The sequence below is a fragment of the Alteromonas sp. ABH4_456 genome (genome assembly GCF_056160645.1).
The window spans coordinates 83,656-100,585 of record NZ_JBSWXO010000003.1 but is presented as its reverse complement, the minus strand read 5'-3'; the positions used below and the strand labels follow the sequence as shown (position 1 = coordinate 100,585).

Sequence of the window (16,930 nt, the reverse complement as noted above, 5' to 3'; positions counted from 1 at the left end):
TGCAGTGTTCTCCTGACGGTGAACATTAATTTCCGTTGGGGCCCCAGCTTAGTGACAATGTCTGGCTGATTTCCTGCAGCGACAACCCGCTTTCCTGCTGCCATTGCGCAAAACAGGCGTTTGCAGCTTTCAACGACTTCTGACTGGTCAGTGAACCGTCGATGATTTCGTGCTTGCGCAGGTAGTCTTCCACATCACGGGAAAACAAAAAGGTATCAACGCCCAGCGCACGTAACGTGTAAGGTCCGGTGTTGCCGCCCAGACGGGCACCGTGCTTTTTAAGATATAACCAGAGCTCAGTAATACGTTCAGGGCCGAAACCAGCGACAAATTCACCGAAACTATTATGATGATGTTTGATGTCCTGGATCATCATGGCGTTGTCTCGCACAGTCATGACCTTTTTATAATTGCGCACAATGCGTTTGTCAGTGGCTTTCTGCTCAAGCATTTCATCGGGCATAAGCAACACTTTCTCAATATCAAAGCCAAAGAAGACAGTTTCAAAATCCGGCCATTTGGCTTCAATAACCCGCCACACAAACCCGGACTGAAACACTTTCTTTGTCATTGCCGCTAAGAAACGGTCATCAGGAATGGCTGCTACATCTTTTGCTGATAAAGGCTGACTGACTAAATGAGAAAGGGCGGCAGCGCCGCCCTTTCTCTGTGCCGCCCGTTTTTGAATTTCTGAAAACGGTTCGGCAGCCATCAGGTTCTGATCCCCGAGTGGCGAAGCAATGCATCTACCTGAGGCTCACGGCCCCGGAACGCAACGAAAAGTTCCATGGGCTCTTTACTGCCGCCCATCTCAAGGATGTTTTCTAAAAACGCTTTGCCTGTATCACGGTTGAATATACCGTCTTCTTCGAATTTGCTGAACGCGTCAGCAGACAGCACTTCAGCCCACTTGTAGCTGTAATAACCTGCTGCGTAGCCGCCGGCAAATATATGGCCAAAGCTGTGCTGGAAACGATTGAATGAAGGCGGTGTAACCACGGCAACCTGCCCGCGCACGCTGTCGAGTACCCCCTGAACATCCACATTCGCACCATCCTGTTGATGGATTTTGAAATCAAATAAACTGAATTCCAGCTGACGCACCATCTGCATGGCAGAGTGGTAATCTCTGGCTGCCAGCATTTTATCCAATAGTTCATCGGGTAACGGCTCGCCGGTTTCATAGTGACCGGAAATAAAGGTTAACGCCTCTTCTTCCCAGCACCAGTTTTCAAGGAACTGACTTGGCAGCTCTACGGCATCCCAGGGCACGCCATTGATACCGGAAACGCCGGCAACAGACATTTTAGTCAGCATATGATGTATGCCGTGACCAAACTCGTGGAACAAGGTAACCACTTCGTCATGGGTGAACAATGCCGGCTTGCCGCCCACAGGGCCATTAAAATTACAGGTCAGATACGCGACCGGTAATTGCAGCTCACCATCCACTCTGTAGCGGCGTACACGACATTCATCCATCCATGCGCCGCCACGCTTTTTAGCACGTGCATATAAATCAAGGTAGAAACTGCCCCTCATCACATCCGCGTCATCAGTAATCGTGAAGTAGCGTACATCGTCGTGCCATACATCGATTCCCGGCTGCTCAACAATCGTCAAACCATAGAGCTGATGCACAACGCGGAACAGCCCATGCAACACTTTGTCTTCGGGGAAATAAGGACGCAGCATTTCATCAGAAATGGTGTATTTTTCCTGCTTCAGTTTTTCACTGTAGTAAGGTAAATCCCAGGCGTTCAGTGACGTAATTCCGAAACCGGATTCAGCAAACGCTTTGACTTCCTCCAGTTCTTCCTGTGCCTGCGGACGTGATTTTGCCGCGAGATCTTCCAGAAATCCTGTTACCTGATCGGTAGATTGGGCCATTTTTGTTGCCAGAGACCGCTCCGCATAGCTGCTGAACCCGAGCAGTTTTGCAATTTCAGTACGCAGGGACAGAGTCTCCTGAATGATGGCTGTGTTATCCCACTGGCCACCATTTGGCCCCTGCTCTGACGCACGGGTCGTATAGGCGCGGTACATTTCTTCCCGCAGGGCAGCATTGTCGGCATACATCATGACAGGCAGGTAAGAGGGTATATCCAGTGTGAACAACCAGCCCTGCAGATCTTTCTGATGGGCTGCCTGCTCTGCCGCAGCAAGTGCGGATTCAGGTAAGCCCGCCAGTTCTGACTCATCGGTAACATGTTTCGACCAGCCCATGGTGGCGTCCATCACATTGTTACTGAACGTAGAAGACAGCTCGCTTAAGCGGGCCTGAATGGCAGCGAAGCGTTTTTTCTCTTCAGGCGGCAGGGCGACACCGGATAAGGTAAAGTCACGGATGGTATTATCAATCAGCTTCTTACGCTGTTCATCGAGGCCGGCAAATTCGTCACTTTCTTTAAGAGATTTATAGGCATTAAACAGGCCTTCGTGCTGACCAACCCAGGTGCCGTATTCAGACAACAAAGGCAAACAGGCATCGTGGGCTTCCCGCAGTTCATCACTGCTGACCACAGAGTTCATGTGGGAGACCGGTGACCACATTTTCCCCAGGCGGTCATCAGCCTCTTCAATTTTTGCCACCACGTTGGCATAGCTAAAATCGTTACTTTCCACCACTTCGTCGATGGTGGCTTTACAATGTTCGATGGCTTTTTCAATCGCTGGCTTAATATCTTGCGGAACGATACCGGAAAAAAGCGGCAGCCCGTCAACTTGCTCAATAGCAGGGGTAGTCATAATGATCTCGCTTGTTATCTGATGTCATGTGACTTTGATTATGGTGGCTAAGTGTCACAGCAGGCAACCGCACAGACTGCCTGCTTCACTTAATAACATTTACTCAGATGTTGGGATCACACAACACAAAAACAAGCGCAGTTACATCATTGACACAAATGGTTGGGTAATCACCACTTTTTCCAGCTCATTTCTCGGTACTGCCTTGCTGAAATAAAAGCCCTGCACCTGGTCGCACCCGATAGTTTGCAGGATCCTGAGCACCTGCTCAGTTTCAACTCCTTCGGCGATGGTCCCGATATTCAGACGCTGGCAAGTTTCAATGAGGCTTTTCACCAGTTCCCGCTTATTGACCTCGTAATCGATATTGTCCACCAGCGATTTGTCTAACTTCAGTACGTCCACAGGCAGTTTCGCGAGGTACGACATAGAAGTAAAACCGGCACCAAAATCATCGATGGCGATTTTGACTCCCAGCAACTTTAATTGCCAGAGCAGGCCATTCACGTAATCACAGTTGGTAGCAATAGCGGTTTCCGTAATTTCCAATTCCAGGCATGCAGGGTCCACCGAATAGCGCTCAATTTCGTCTTTTAAGATTTGGACGATCCGGTGGTTTTGCAGCTGTTTGGCCGACACGTTCATGGAGATGCGCTTGATATCAGGGCTGAAACGCATCAATTCAGAGGCACTGCGTACACTTTGGCGCAACACCCACTCGCCAATGGCTTCAATCTGACCGTCGAGTTCAGCCAGACGGACAAACTCTGCAGGCGGCACCCAGCCAAGATGATGATGCTGCCAGCGCAGCAACACTTCAGCACCTTCCACCAACCCGTTTTTCAATGTTACTTTGGGCTGAAAAGCCAGTTTGAACTGATTATTGTCGAGACCATTTTGCACATCAGCGCGAATAAATTGCTGACGCTGATAACGCTCTATGGTGCCATCGTCGAGATTGGATACGTGGCTGGAGTGCATTTCCCGTAAAATGGTGAGCTCAAGGTTCTTTATCAGTGTGTTGTAATCTACCGGCGATTTCCCGAGTACACGGAAGCCAACGCCCACCTGGCAATACACTGCCCGTTTATCAATACTGTATGTGCGCTGCAGTTTCCGGCGCAACATGGCACACCAGGACTCAAGTTCTTCTTCATTGGTTTCACGCATCTGAAAGGAGAACAACCCGAATTCATCACAACGTACACGACAGTTACCGTCAACAGCATCTTCAATGAGCTGCCCTACCTCACTGACCAGCGCGGCCATAGTATCTTCACCATGACTGTAGGAAACATCATCCATATTCACCAGCTTCACCGCGATAAGCGCAGCGTTGGCATCAATGTTGACCACATTAGGCGCTATCTGAGGCTCACCGGCATCATCTACCTGACGGGTAAGTTCTGCGATGCGTCGTTGCCAGCCATGATTCCGGCGTCCTTTAAAATACTCAAATGCCTGGTCAATTTCATTGATGAGCTGCCCGGCATTCCATGGCTTGGTAAGATATTTATTCGCCAGTCCGTTATTCAGCAAGCCCACCGCCATATCAAAATTGCTTTCTCCGCTCAGCATCAGCGTGATGGTTTGCGGATAAAACTGATTGATATATTTCAGCAGTTCCGCACCGGTCATGCCCGGCATTCTGTGGTCTGTGAGCACCACGGCGATATTATTGTTCGCCAGTACCTTCATGGCTTCCTTGCCGTTTTGAGCCGTGTGAACGACATAACCTGAGGGGCGGATAGCCCGTTTGATTGAACTCAACACCGCAGGTTCGTCATCAACAATCAGCAGCTCCAGTTTGTTCAACCTCGTTACAGCAGCATTAGAACCAGACATGAAATACCTCATTACCGGGGGCCGGAGACCCGGAGTACACGCATTGCATGTACCCGTGTGTTTAAAGCAAAACGCAGACACGTTGCAGTGCCGCTTTTACCTGTAATTATACGATACCATTCCTTTTTACCGTATCTTGTATAAGTACACACTTATAAATTGGTATAATAATTACACAAAAGTAAATTTTCTCTAATCCGGAAAATATAAAGACCTTTATTTTCAGCAACTTAAAAATCAAGCAAATACTTCAATTGTCACAAATGTCATTTACTATACTTTAGTCTTTATTGTCACTTTAAATTTTCAGTGCTATAAATACAAAGGTCATTATTTGAGCATCTTGCGGAGCAATACTTTATGAAGACGTTAACGTCTGGCGAAATCGCATCTTACTGCGATGTGAATCTCCGAACCGTCATCCGCTGGATTGAAAGCGGAAAACTCAAGGGTTTTAAGTTACCCGGCCGGGGTAACAACCGTGTACTGGTAGACGACTTTATTGAATTTCTCGAACATCACAATATGCCGGTCCCCTCACAATTGCAGGGAGAAGCAACCCCGGGCATTTTGATTGTAGACGACGAACTGCCTGTAGCAAAGTCGATTCAGCGCGTAGCGAGGCGTGCGGGCTACGACACTATGATCGCCACCGGCGGTTTTCAGGCAGGTGTCATGCTCAGCCAACATAATCCGAGACTGATGACACTGGATTTAAGTATGCCGGGTATGGACGGCTACAGTGTTATTCAATTTACCCGCGAGCAGGCAAGATACAAGCGCCTGAAAATCATTGTCATTTCTGCCCTCGACGACAACAGCCTTGAACGGGCACTGGATCTTGGCGCTGACGCGGTACTGTCCAAGCCTTTTTCTAATCATGATCTGACAGAACTGTTAGATAAATTTATGACGGTGTAAGCCCTGTTTGCCTGAGGAGTCTGTCAATGATGAAACGTTCTGTATTTTTGCATCCCCCGGTGTTAAGTGCGGTACTGTTTGTCGTGATGACATGTGCCTGTCTGGCATCTGAGCATGACGATACACCGGTGACAGAACTCACAACACCTGATTTTTCTGCGATTTACACGACAAAACTACATAAATCGGAAATACCCGGCTATTTTTATGATGGATGGCAAAAATCCGGGCAAAGCATGGCAGTAGTTAAAGAAGTAAAATACCCGATAAAAGCACCACATATCTGTGATGCATTACATTTACTCTCCCCTGCCCTGACGCGTATTGACATTCCGACAGGATATCCGGCTTCGCCACCGGGCTTATTCTTTACCTATCGCAGTGCGGGCTAACATGACACAACATGAAAATGGCAAAAGCGCAGATCAACTGCAGCTGGAACTGGAGCAAAAAGACAGGTTGATAGACAGCCTGCAAAAAGATCTCCGCGATGCTCAGCGACAATTGTTACAAGCAGAAAAGATGGCCTCAGTCGGTCAGCTTGCCGCCGGCGTTGCACACGAGATTAATAATCCGGTAGGTTTTGTTTCCAGTAACTTGTCCACTCTGGCTGATTACGTTCATGCTTACCAGGAAGTGATGACGCAGGTTCTTAAGCTGGCAAGTCCGGAAAATACTGAGCAGGACACGATTAAATCGAAACTGGCCAGTGCCATTGAAGAACACGATATCGAATTTATCAGCGAAGATATTCTGGCGCTGGTAGATGAATCTGCCGAAGGGTTGGAGCGTGTCAGTGAAATTGTGCGCGGGCTGCGGTTATTCTCCCGCATAGACTCTGACGACCGGCAGTGGTTTGATATTAACCAGTGCATGCGTACCACATTGAGTATGGTAAATAACAAACTGAAATATATTTGTCAGCAGGAATTGCGTCTCGAAGATATACCAAAGGTGTATATAAATGTAGGGAAAATTACTCAAATCTTTACTAACCTGTTAATAAATGCTGGTCAGGCGATTGAATCTACCGGCAAACAAGGGCAAATTATTGTTAAGTCATGGCATGAAGGGGACTATGTTCATATCAGCGTGACTGATTCCGGCTCCGGAATTAAACAGGAGCACCTCGATAAATTGTTTCATCCGTTTTTCACCACCAAGCCTGAGGGGCAAGGTACCGGACTGGGTTTATCGATTTCATTTGGCATTGCCGAAGAACATGGCGGCGAATTGAAAGTCGCCAGTAAAGAAGGCGTAGGCAGCACCTTCACATTAAGTCTGCCGACTACCGGCCCGGAAGATGAGCAGGAGCCGGAATCAGACTGCTAAAGCCGGCAGCAGCAAGCGTGGTTCACAGGAGAATACATGAGCGAGCAGACGCCCACTCAAGAGGAAAAGAAGTACACGATTCTGTTTGTCGATGATGAGCCGAATATTCTTCGGGCGCTGAAGCGTGCCCTGTTCAAAATGAATATAAACATGTTGCTGGCAGAGAGCGGCAAGAAAGCCCTTGAGTTACTGGAAAGCCACACAGTTCACGTTGTGGTATCTGACATGAAGATGCCGCATATGTCAGGCGCAGAATTGCTAGAACAGGTTGCCAAATTATATCCCGACACATTCCGTGTCGTCCTCACCGGTTTCGCAGACATTGATTCAACCATAAAGGCCGTTAACCAGGGCAAAATCCACCGTTATCTTCAGAAACCCTGGGACAATCAGGAATTAATGAGTACCCTGGAAGAAGGGCTCGAGCGGGTTAAATTAAAAGACGAAAATGCCCGACTGCAAAAACTGACAAGGCTGCAGAATAAAAAGCTTAAGGACATTAACGCCAATCTGGAACAAACGGTGATTAAGCGGACTAAGCAAATCAAACTGGCGCTTCAGCGCATTGAGAAACACAATCTGGCACTTGAGCAGGTGTTATTCAATGTGATCAGCATCAACCCTGATATAGATGGCAAGTTTGCCATTGAAGTCAGTGAGCTTGCGACCCTTTTAGCAGAGCGTGCCGGATTACCCGCAGAGGAAATTAAACTGATCCGTTATGCCAGCTTAATTTGTGAACTGGGATGTCTCGGTCTGACACCGGCGGATTATGCGCCTCCGTTTAACAAGCTGAACTACGAGCAACAAAAGAATTTTCTGTCGCAAACAAAACAGGCGGCCACTATCCTGGCACCTGCCCAGCATCTGCAACCGGTTTCTGACATTATCGAATTACAGTTTGAACACTGGAACGGTTCCGGTTTGTATCACAAGGTGGCGAAAGAGATCCCTGACGGTGCCCGAATTTTATCGATAAGTCGCGACTACTGGCGGTTAATCACCGGACGCCTGACCGAAAAACACATGACACCGAACGAAGCCAAGCAGGAACTTAAGAAACACCGCAACACTCGTTATGACGCAACGTATCTGGATATCCTACTGGAATCACAGGAAATCGGATTGCCTAAGCACATAGACAACACGTTTACTGCCAACGAGCTTACCCCCGGCATGGTACTGGCGGCCAACCTGTACAACGACAGTCATATTCTGATTTTGCCGGAAGGGCATGTATTCACCGAGTCAACGATTGCCAAACTATGTCAGTTCGAAGATGACCACGGCAAGATGTTTGAAATCACGATTAAAGCTGGCCGGCTGGACGTGGGTGAATCAGAAAATCAGGCCGAACCCGAATCAATCTGACGATTCGCGGTAGAGGGGAAACGACAGGGTAAATTCAGTCCCCTCGTTGATTGCGCTTTCCACCGACACAGTGGCGTTATGCGCCTGTAAAATTCCGTGAGAAATCGACAATCCCAGCCCCGTTCCCACTCCGGTGGGCTTGGTAGTGAAAAATGGCGAGAAAATTTTCTGTTGAGTGACCTTATCCATGCCGACACCAGTATCTTTCACTTTCAGAATAAGACGGTTTTCCGTACTGCTTAAGTCTAGTGATAACACGCCTCCAGCTGGCATAGCATGCGCTGCGTTTATCATCATATTAATCATCACCTGCTCAAGCTGTGAAGCATCCCCCACACAGTAAGGGGTGTCTGTGTGAACATTGACCTGAATCTGATGATGATTATCGAAACGGGTTTTAGTGAGCTTCACGCACCGCTGTATAACATCCTGTAAAGACAACGGCATCATCTTACCTTCGCCCTTCCTGGAAAACGCATATAAATCACTGACTATGTCGCGAATACGATCAATACCACTGACATTAGTTGCTACGATCTCATGGGCATCTTCTAATAAAAATGACAAATCGTATTTGGCTTCCAGTTCCTGCAACATCTCTGAGCAACCAGGTTTAGTTTTCGCCCACTGTGCGATTTCTGCAAACAGTTCTTCAAACGTTTCCACATACTGCACAAGGGTTTCAAGGTTAGAGCGGATGTAACCGATGGGATTATTAATTTCGTGAGCGATACCTGCAGTGAGTTTGCCTAACTCCGACATTTTCTCAGCCTGTACAAGCTGAGCCATTGTTTCTGCCATTCCCCGGGTCATTTCATCAATGCGGGTTTGCGTACTGTCCAGTGTGGTTTTGCGCCGGCATTGCACCATTCCATTCTGAAACCAGCTAACCAGGGGCACAAAAGCATTCAGTGCCTCATCACTCAATGGCTTTTCAAGCGCGATGATCAACCACATTTCCGGGTGACCATTGTCAGCAAGCCGCAAACAAATAAAAGGGTCGTCATCTCCGTCGTAAAGAAATGTGTCATCAGGATAAGCCGCGTATCGCTTTCTCGCCCGCTCACACAACGCATCAAGTTCAGCATCATCGCCGGACCAGGCTTCTTCTTTGAATACCCGCAATGAGGAAACCAGAGAAAGTTCTTCGAACCAGAAAGGTGTATAGAAGCCGCAGCGGGCCTCAAAATGATTGACCAGCAGCTCAATGTATTTATCCAGCAGAGTGTGCAAAGAGCAGTCCAGGCACAGTACACTTCCCAGCTCTTGCATGAGTATGTGTACAGATTGATTACCGCGCGTGTCATTTACCTGAGGCATACTACTCATATCCCATCGCATAACCCGTTAGACTTTATTTCTTGCTACTTCGTAGTGTAGACAGTTGTTGCATTTTGAGCGAAGAAATTATTCGTGCCAGAATAGCGATATTACTCTTAACGGGCAAATGATTATGAAAACCTTTGATTATATCTGTATTGGTGGTGGCAGTGGCGGGATCGCATCGGCCAACCGGGCAGCAAAGCACGGCAAGAAAGTCGCACTCATTGAAGGTGCTGATATTGGCGGTACCTGTGTAAACGTGGGCTGTGTGCCGAAAAAAGCAATGTGGTTCGGCGCGAACGTGGCAGAAGCCATTCATAAGTATGGCCCTGACTATGGTTTTGATGTCACCGTCAATAACTACAGCTGGGAAGTGATGGTGGCCAACCGTCAGGCGTACATTGAGCGTATCCACGCTTCCTATGATCGCGTGCTTGGTGCCAACGATATTACCGTTATTAAAGGCTTTGCAACATTCGTTGACGATCACACCATTGAAGTAGATGGCGAGCAGTACACCGCAGAACATATCACCATAGCCGTTGGCGGTCGTCCGCGCTTCCCGGATATTCCCGGTGCAGAACACGGCATCGACTCCGACGGCTTCTTTGCCCTGCAAACACAGCCCGAACGGGCAGTGGTTGCAGGAGCCGGCTACATTGGTGTGGAACTGGCGGGCGTACTGCATTCACTGGGCACAAAAACCGATTTGGTTATCCGTCATGGTCAGCCACTTCGTCATTTCGACCCCATGATTGCTGAAACGCTCACGGAAATTATCGACAGCGAAGGCCCTGCCCTGCATAAGTTTTCAGAAATTGAAAAAGTGGAAAAGCAGGATGACGATTCACTGAAAATCACCCTTTCCACCGGTGAAATCATTGAAACCGATGTGCTTATCTGGGCCATTGGCCGGGTACCATCCAGCGACAAGTTGGCGTTGGAAAACACCGGTATCGACACCGACGATAAAGGTTTCATTAAAGTAGATAAATTCCAGAACACCACGGTAGATGGCGTGTACTGTGTGGGCGACGTTACCGGTCATGCAGAACTGACGCCGGTTGCCATTAAAGCCGGACGTTTGCTCAGTGAACGCTTGTTCAATGGCCAGAGCGATGCGCACCTGGATTACAATCTCATCCCAACCGTAGTATTCAGCCATCCGCCAATAGGCACTGTGGGAATGACAGAGCCGGAAGCAGAAGAAGCCTACGGTAAGGAAAATCTGAAGGTTTACACGTCATCGTTTGCCGCCATGTACACGGCAGTCACCAAACATCGTCAGGCTACGAAAATGAAGCTTATATGCGCCGGTGAAGAGGAACGGGTGGTTGGCCTGCACGGTATAGGAATGGGCATGGATGAAATCCTGCAGGGCTTTGCCGTGGCGATGAAGATGGACGCAACCAAAGCCGATTTCGACAGCTGTATTGCGATTCACCCCACCAGCGCCGAAGAGTTTGTCACCATGACCTGATTTGCGGACCGTATTAACGAGAAAAGCCGGTTTCCATAAACCGGCTTTTCTGTTCAGATGACCTGTATCACCCTTCCACTTCCTCAACATAATCCCACATTTGCTGTAGTTGCTCGCTGAAGCCATTATTCAGCAGCGGGAAGCGGTGGAAGGTTTTCGGATCCAGCGATACCTGTTCGATGTGGAAACCGGCGCGGGTGCCGTAGCGTTTCCACGGATTGCGGCAGAACAGTCTGAACCAGCGTTCAACATAAGCAGCCAGTTGGCGCATGTCGTGTTCTTTGTCGAAGCCGTTGAGCATCAGTTCCACCAGAATGCTCTTTGGCCACATCTGGCGGGCCAGATAGCAATCCATGATGAAATCGCACAACACGTACGGCATCAGATCCGCTTCATCGGTCTGCTCTTCCGGACGTAATTCCGCAGTAGGCTGCTGTACGTTCACGCGGTGCATTTCTTTCAGCTGATGACGGGCACTTTTACCGTCAACAGACAGCGGCAGTCCCACATCTTCCAACCAGCGGTTCACCTTACGGATAGTGGTTTTGTTGATACCGGCAATCACAGAAATCACACCAGAGGTGTCGCCATCCATGGTAGCGTAACCCAGCGCAGATTCAGACAGGTTCGATGTGGCAATCAGCAGTTTGTTTTCGCGGTTGGCCAGCATCCACACACCAGGACTACGGCTTCTGGCCTGAATGTTCTGCATGGCAATATCATCGGTTTTCCAGCTCAGCGGCCGGTCCGGATACAGCCCGTTCACCAGCGAGTGATATTGCTGCACCACCGGTTCAATATTCCAGCTGTGGAACGTTGCACCAATTTCTTCCGCCAGATATTTCGCTGCGTTGAACGTGGTTTCAGAGGAGTTATCTGTGCCCTGATATAAGCACAGCAACACCTTCGGCATGGCCTTTTCTTTCAGCCAGGCAATTTTATCTTCGCCCGGCGCGATGGCGTCTATTTTCGCAGCTAACCCTTTCGGCAAGGTCGCCAAGTAATCGTGTACGCCGAGTTGTTCCAGCGCCACGAAATGCGACACATACACCGAAGCCGCCACCAGCGCGGAATCCGCACCACCGGACAAACTCACCACGTAACCGTCGGTGTGAGTACGGGTAGTCCAGTCCCACAAGCCATTGCCCAGCGCATAGCAGATTTCGGTGTAGGCGTAGTCATCACCACTGAGTGCATCCCAGAATACCGGCAGCTCGTCTTTGGCGGAATCTACGCGGTCGTTGCTGCGTGCAGCCAGCACGGCATCGTTAGGCAGGGTGAGTGACAGTTCGATATCCACCACATTAGTGTCGTCAATATCGATGGTTTCAGAACTGATAACGCGGGAAACACGGTTGGCACTAACATTCACCAGCGTCTGGTTCATCACCACGTCGCGCACGTTGAAGCGGTCACCACGGGAAACCACTTTACCTTCTGAAGCAATCAGTGAACCGCCGTCGAAAATGCTGGTACCGTTTTCCGTTCCGGCTAAGTTAGCATAGGCGTACACCACGCCAAAGGCACGGGAGCCTTCTTTAATAAACTGCTCGCGGATAAAATTTTTGCCTACCGCGAAGTGAGAGGCACTGGGGTTTAATAATACATCCACGTTACGATGATAGAGATCACGCCCCGGACGGTTTGCCACCCAGGCATCTTCGCAGGTTTCCACGCCAATACGCAGGCCACCGGCATTCACTACCACATCACCAAAAGGCACGTTGAATGTCGGATGATTTACCACCCTGCCCCGTGGCCAGGCTTCAAACCAGCGCGGCTCATAGTGCAAGCCATTACGGGCCAGATATTGTTTACAGGCAAAGCCATGCAGGCCGTCGGCACTGATAAACGCCGTGGTGTTATACACCTGACCGCCCGGAAACATCACCGGCATGCCCATAGCAATAAGCATGTTGCCGGCGTGTTCGCGCTCATGGGCCAGTGCCTGATAGCCGGCGAGCACATCGTTCAGCGCAGCTTCCGTCGCCTGGTTAAATTCCTGGTAACTGAAATTGTCTTCACATCCGTAGCCTGTCAGTGCAAGTTCAGGCATAAGCAGGATATTGATATGGGCGTCCATTGAACGCTCAACAGCGCTGAGGATTCGGGACACATTGCCCTTAAAGTCGAAAGGAATTTGACGCAGCGCTGCTGTGCCGATTCGGGTGTAATTTGCCATAGGTGATCTTATGCCCAGTCTACTTCGAATACCTTTTTCAGGTAGCTTACAAATTCAGGATCTTCGCAAAGGTTTTTACCCGGCGCATCAGATATTTTCGCCACCGGCTTACCGTTAACCCGTACCAGTTTCATCACGATATTCAGTGGCGTCACGCCGCGAACATCGTTAGACAAAAAGGTACCAATCCCGAATGATGTTTTGATTCGCCCGCGGAACCGCAAAAACAGCGTTACCATGGTTTTAAAATCCAGCCCGTCACTGAAAATAATGGTTTTCGTTCGCGGATCAATATGCAAATTCTCATACATGCGAATCGCCTTTTCCCCGAATTCTATCGGATCACCGGAGTCATGTCTTAAACCATCGAACAGTTTTGCAAAGTACAAATCGAAATCACGGACGAAAGCGTCCATACCAATGGTATCGGTTAACGCGTAACCCAGCTGGCCACGGAACTCCTTCACCCAGGCTTCAAGGGTGTGCTTTTGTGAATTCACCAGCTGCACGCCAACTTGCTGGGACAACATAAAAATTTCATGGGCCATGGTACCGATTGGCAAAATGTCGAACTCTTTCGCCAGATGCATATTCGATGTACCGGTAAGAAATTGCGGCACCATGCTTTTCAGCATATCAATAACAGTAAGCTGTGCTTCATAGCTGAAGCGACGACGGGTACCAAACTCAGCAATGGATAAACCCGACAAATCGTGCTTTTCATGCTGTTCTTTCAGCCATTTCACCTTCTCGAATAAAGGCTGACGCACATCCTCGTAGGTTTTGTTTGGGTAGTTCCGGCGGTTGTACACTTCTGCCACGGTAGACAATACTGGCATCTCAAAGTTATGTACGTGCATCAGGGGGCCTTTCGCACGAATCGACAACTGACCGTCTTCTTCTGAAAAATGTAAAAAGCGTGTCTGATAAGACCACATTCGAAGCCACTCAATGAAGTCTTTCGTGTACCAGGGGATGGATTCCAGCCAGCTTATCTGGTCCGGCGTAAACCGGAGGCCGTCGAGCTTTTCCAGCTCCTGTTGAATTTCAGCCCGGTATGGACGTAAATCCACATCGCTGCGCACCACAAACCGGTATTCCACATCTTCAACATATGGAAACTGGTGCATAAAACACTGCCACATGTTCATTTTGTAGAAGTCGTTATCTAACGCAGAGAAGTTTAAGTGTTCCTTAAACAGAGAATTTCGGGACATGGGTTTGTTTCTTAGTGGATTATGCAGCAAGGGCCTTTTTGACATCGTCGATGGTAGCGGCGATGACAACTCCTGATTCTTTAAGAGATTGAATTTGGGTGTCGATACCGTCAGGCGCAATGCCCCGGCACGCATCAAGGTGCAATATGACAGTAAACCGGCCTGTATTTTGTAGCTGACGGGCGGTAGTAGCGACACAGAAATCTGTCGCGAGGCCACCTACAATTACTGTTGTCACGTCATTACAGCGTAAGTACTCGATTAACCCTGTGGACAGCTTTTCAGCCAGGTCATGGTAACAGGCGCCATAGGGATGAAGGTCGGGAGCCACGCCTTTCCAGACGAAAAAATCGTACTCTGTGGGCGCAGGTAAACCGTCAAGCAGCTCAAAGCCTTTTGTTCCCGGCTTGCAGTGCATTTTAAATGTGCAATCGGTATTCGGATGCTCCAGCGGTTGAAACTGTTCATCGTCGTTCTCCACCCGGAACAAGGCTGCATCACAATGAGAATCGCTGGAACCCACAATGAAATCCGCCAGTGCATTTTGCGCCAGCAACGCCGGTACGATCTCATCTCCGCCCGGAACAGGCAGTTCATCGGGGCATAAAGGGGTAAACCCTTTTTGCGGATCAACGTTAACGGATGCAATTGTCATCAATAAGCTCCTCACTTTTTAAAGAGTATTCTATCAATACCCTTTAAAGTCAATCAAAATTTAATCAATCACTACCTAACCTATTTGGAGTCTTTTAAGTCGTGGTTTTATTTGCCTTTCTGGTAACTAATGAGTATTTTAAAAACACTCATTAAGAAGGTATTCAATATGAAAGTAGCGGTGTTTGGTTCAGCGTTTAATCCGCCCACAAAGGGGCATGCTGATGCGATTGAATCGATTCTGGCACATGCAAATCACTATGAACGGGTAGTGCTCATCCCTTCTTTTTGCCACGCATTCGCGAAAAACATGATTGATTACAGTCACAGGGTTGCCATGCTGAATGCGTTCGTGAGTGATCTTCAGGATGACCGTATACATGCCCTGCCCGTTGAGCATCTCATCAGTGACGGTGAAAGCCCTGTGTACACCTACGATGTACTGTCTTACTTACACAATACGCAGTTTAGCGGCGATCAGCTTACTTTCGTCATCGGGCCGGATAACAAAGCAAACTGGCCGAAGTTTTATAAAGCGCAGGAAATTGAAGAAAAGTGGCATGTTCTGGTGGTACCTGAACGGCAATCTATCCGTTCAACCATGGTCCGTGAAGCGCTGGCAGAGGGGAATGCCGCAACATCGCTGATAACCCCTTCCGTGGCTGACTACATCAACAGGCATCAGTTATATGCGTGAAACTGCTTACCCGACCCCGGTGTGTACCATTGACGCCATTTTATTGCGTATCCGTGCTGATAAGCTGGAAGTTGCCCTGATCCGCCGCCCTGCTGATGCGCGGGTATATGCCAACGTATTAGCATTGCCGGGCGGATTTGTTCATACCGACAAGGATCAGACACTCAACGACACACTCCTTCGCAATTTGCAGTCAAAGGTGGGCCTGAGCCCGTCTTATATCGCTAAACTGGAATTTGAGGGTAACATCAGCCGGGATCCGGAGGGATGGAGTATTACCTGTCCTTATTTGTGTCTGGTGGACGACTCTGCGCCGTGTCTTGAGCATGTTCACTGGCATGATGTCAGCGATTTTCTGCGTGATTCACCCTCACTGACACTGCCGTTTGACCATCAGCAACTTATACAGAAAGCCTTTCAACGGCTTTATCACCGCGCAAAATACAGCACCGAACCCAATTACTTTTTCAAGAATCCGTTTACCCTCTCAGAATTGCAAACGGTGTATGAAATCGTGCTTGGCAAACCCCTGCACAAAAAGAACTTCAGAGACCGGATTGAAGAAAGTATGTCAGTGGAAGAAACCGGTGACAGTAAAATTGTAAAACGAAGCCGGGCCAAACTTTACACCCACAAACACCCGTTAAAGCCCCACTTTTTCTCCCGGGTCATGCAAGGTGCGTTTGATTAATTTTTAAGATTAAGTCTATCAATTAGTCCCGTTACGCACTTTCTGAAATACCGCGCATAATACATTCATTAAAGTTAATGGAGAGTTATATTATGAGAGCAGGTATTTCAACTGTCGCTGTGTTGTTCGCTGTTGCGTTTGTTGCCACCTATGTTCTGACTGCAAACCTGGTGATGAGCGGTTTTTCAGCCTTAATGGTGTCATTTTTTCATTTGTGCATCCGCTGGATCCTCACTGAACTGGACCCTTCTTCCGCATCGCTTTAGGTCTGTCTCAGTTTGCGGGTCGTTGTCGTAAACCTCCAGATACGATGAATAACCTCTTTAGTAAAACCATCCGCTTTGCAAATCCGGTAAGCCGTGTCGTATGCTTCTGAACGGGAAACGGGCTGTTCGCCGGCATTGATGCCAGCCAGCCGCATAACAAACAACAAGTACCTTTACCGGAACGCATAATGATAAAAATCACC

General features: G+C 48.7%; 16 protein-coding genes. 8 read left to right on the top strand and 8 right to left on the bottom strand.

The window, feature by feature from the left end; all coding sequences use genetic code 11:
* Positions 1-25: 25 nt before the first annotated feature.
* The 3 genes from ACXAG2_RS05790 to ACXAG2_RS05780 all read right to left on the bottom strand — a co-directional run bounded on the left by ACXAG2_RS05790 (position 26) and on the right by ACXAG2_RS05780 (position 4,593).
* Positions 26-712, bottom strand: a complete 687-nt coding sequence (locus ACXAG2_RS05790; protein ID WP_474845222.1) for a DNA-3-methyladenine glycosylase I — start codon at positions 710-712, stop codon at positions 26-28.
* On the bottom strand, positions 712-2,748 hold the full coding sequence (gene prlC, locus ACXAG2_RS05785) for an oligopeptidase A (RefSeq protein ID WP_474845224.1): 2,037 nt from the start codon (positions 2,746-2,748) through the stop codon (positions 712-714). The genes ACXAG2_RS05790 and prlC overlap by 1 nt, the downstream gene beginning before the upstream one ends.
* A gap of 141 nt (positions 2,749-2,889) precedes the next feature.
* Positions 2,890-4,593 carry a two-component system response regulator gene (locus ACXAG2_RS05780; protein WP_474865123.1) on the bottom strand — a complete coding sequence of 568 codons (1,704 nt, stop codon included), beginning with the start codon at positions 4,591-4,593 and terminating at the stop codon, positions 2,890-2,892.
* A 360-nt stretch (positions 4,594-4,953) separates the two neighbouring features.
* Here ACXAG2_RS05780 and ACXAG2_RS05775 point away from each other — a divergent pair, with 360 nt between their 5' ends.
* From ACXAG2_RS05775 to nosR, 4 genes are read left to right on the top strand one after another with little or no spacing between them, the layout of a single operon-like run.
* Entirely contained in the window at positions 4,954-5,514 is a 561-nt protein-coding gene (locus tag ACXAG2_RS05775; RefSeq protein ID WP_119499978.1) for a response regulator, read from the top strand.
* Between the two features lie 26 nt (positions 5,515-5,540).
* Positions 5,541-5,906, top strand: coding sequence for a hypothetical protein (locus ACXAG2_RS05770; RefSeq protein ID WP_474865121.1), 366 nt, complete (start codon positions 5,541-5,543; stop codon positions 5,904-5,906).
* A gap of 1 nt (position 5,907) precedes the next feature.
* Positions 5,908-6,846, top strand: a complete 939-nt coding sequence (locus ACXAG2_RS05765; RefSeq protein ID WP_303573862.1) for a sensor histidine kinase — start codon at positions 5,908-5,910, stop codon at positions 6,844-6,846.
* Positions 6,847-6,882: 36 nt separating this feature from the next.
* Complete coding sequence (gene nosR, locus ACXAG2_RS05760; protein ID WP_474865119.1) at positions 6,883-8,217, top strand: response regulator c-di-GMP phosphodiesterase, NosR family; 1,335 nt, start codon at positions 6,883-6,885, stop codon at positions 8,215-8,217.
* Here nosR and ACXAG2_RS05755 read toward each other — a convergent pair.
* Positions 8,209-9,546 (bottom strand): sensor histidine kinase, encoded by a 1,338-nt coding sequence (locus tag ACXAG2_RS05755; RefSeq protein WP_474865117.1) that lies wholly within the window; start codon positions 9,544-9,546, stop codon positions 8,209-8,211. The genes nosR and ACXAG2_RS05755 overlap by 9 nt on opposite strands.
* A gap of 124 nt (positions 9,547-9,670) precedes the next feature.
* Here ACXAG2_RS05755 and gorA point away from each other — a divergent pair, with 124 nt between their 5' ends.
* Positions 9,671-11,020 carry a glutathione-disulfide reductase gene (gene gorA / locus ACXAG2_RS05750; protein WP_474865115.1) on the top strand — a complete coding sequence of 450 codons (1,350 nt, stop codon included), beginning with the start codon at positions 9,671-9,673 and terminating at the stop codon, positions 11,018-11,020.
* 67 nt (positions 11,021-11,087) lie between these two features.
* Here the strand turns inward: gorA and nadE are convergent, their stop codons facing one another.
* From nadE to ACXAG2_RS05735, 3 genes are read right to left on the bottom strand one after another with little or no spacing between them, the layout of a single operon-like run.
* Positions 11,088-13,202, bottom strand: coding sequence for an NAD(+) synthase (gene nadE / locus ACXAG2_RS05745; RefSeq protein ID WP_474865113.1), 2,115 nt, complete (start codon positions 13,200-13,202; stop codon positions 11,088-11,090).
* Positions 13,203-13,210: 8 nt separating this feature from the next.
* On the bottom strand, positions 13,211-14,419 hold the full coding sequence (gene pncB / locus ACXAG2_RS05740; RefSeq protein ID WP_474852227.1) for a nicotinate phosphoribosyltransferase: 1,209 nt from the start codon (positions 14,417-14,419) through the stop codon (positions 13,211-13,213).
* A gap of 19 nt (positions 14,420-14,438) precedes the next feature.
* Positions 14,439-15,074 carry an isochorismatase family protein gene (locus tag ACXAG2_RS05735; RefSeq protein WP_474845241.1) on the bottom strand — a complete coding sequence of 212 codons (636 nt, stop codon included), beginning with the start codon at positions 15,072-15,074 and terminating at the stop codon, positions 14,439-14,441.
* Positions 15,075-15,203: 129 nt separating this feature from the next.
* Between ACXAG2_RS05735 and ACXAG2_RS05730 the strand changes: the two genes are divergently transcribed.
* From ACXAG2_RS05730 to ACXAG2_RS05720, 3 genes are all read left to right on the top strand, one after another.
* Positions 15,204-15,770: a nicotinate-nicotinamide nucleotide adenylyltransferase gene (locus ACXAG2_RS05730; RefSeq protein WP_474845243.1), complete on the top strand. Its 567-nt coding sequence runs from the start codon at positions 15,204-15,206 to the stop codon at positions 15,768-15,770.
* Entirely contained in the window at positions 15,763-16,461 is a 699-nt protein-coding gene (locus ACXAG2_RS05725; protein ID WP_474845245.1) for an NUDIX hydrolase, read from the top strand. The genes ACXAG2_RS05730 and ACXAG2_RS05725 overlap by 8 nt, the downstream gene beginning before the upstream one ends.
* 92 nt (positions 16,462-16,553) lie before the next feature.
* Positions 16,554-16,727 (top strand): hypothetical protein, encoded by a 174-nt coding sequence (locus ACXAG2_RS05720; protein ID WP_161599083.1) that lies wholly within the window; start codon positions 16,554-16,556, stop codon positions 16,725-16,727.
* Here ACXAG2_RS05720 and ACXAG2_RS05715 read toward each other — a convergent pair.
* Entirely contained in the window at positions 16,724-16,894 is a 171-nt protein-coding gene (locus ACXAG2_RS05715; RefSeq protein WP_474865111.1) for a hypothetical protein, read from the bottom strand. The genes ACXAG2_RS05720 and ACXAG2_RS05715 overlap by 4 nt on opposite strands.
* Between the last annotated feature and the right edge of the window lie 36 nt (positions 16,895-16,930).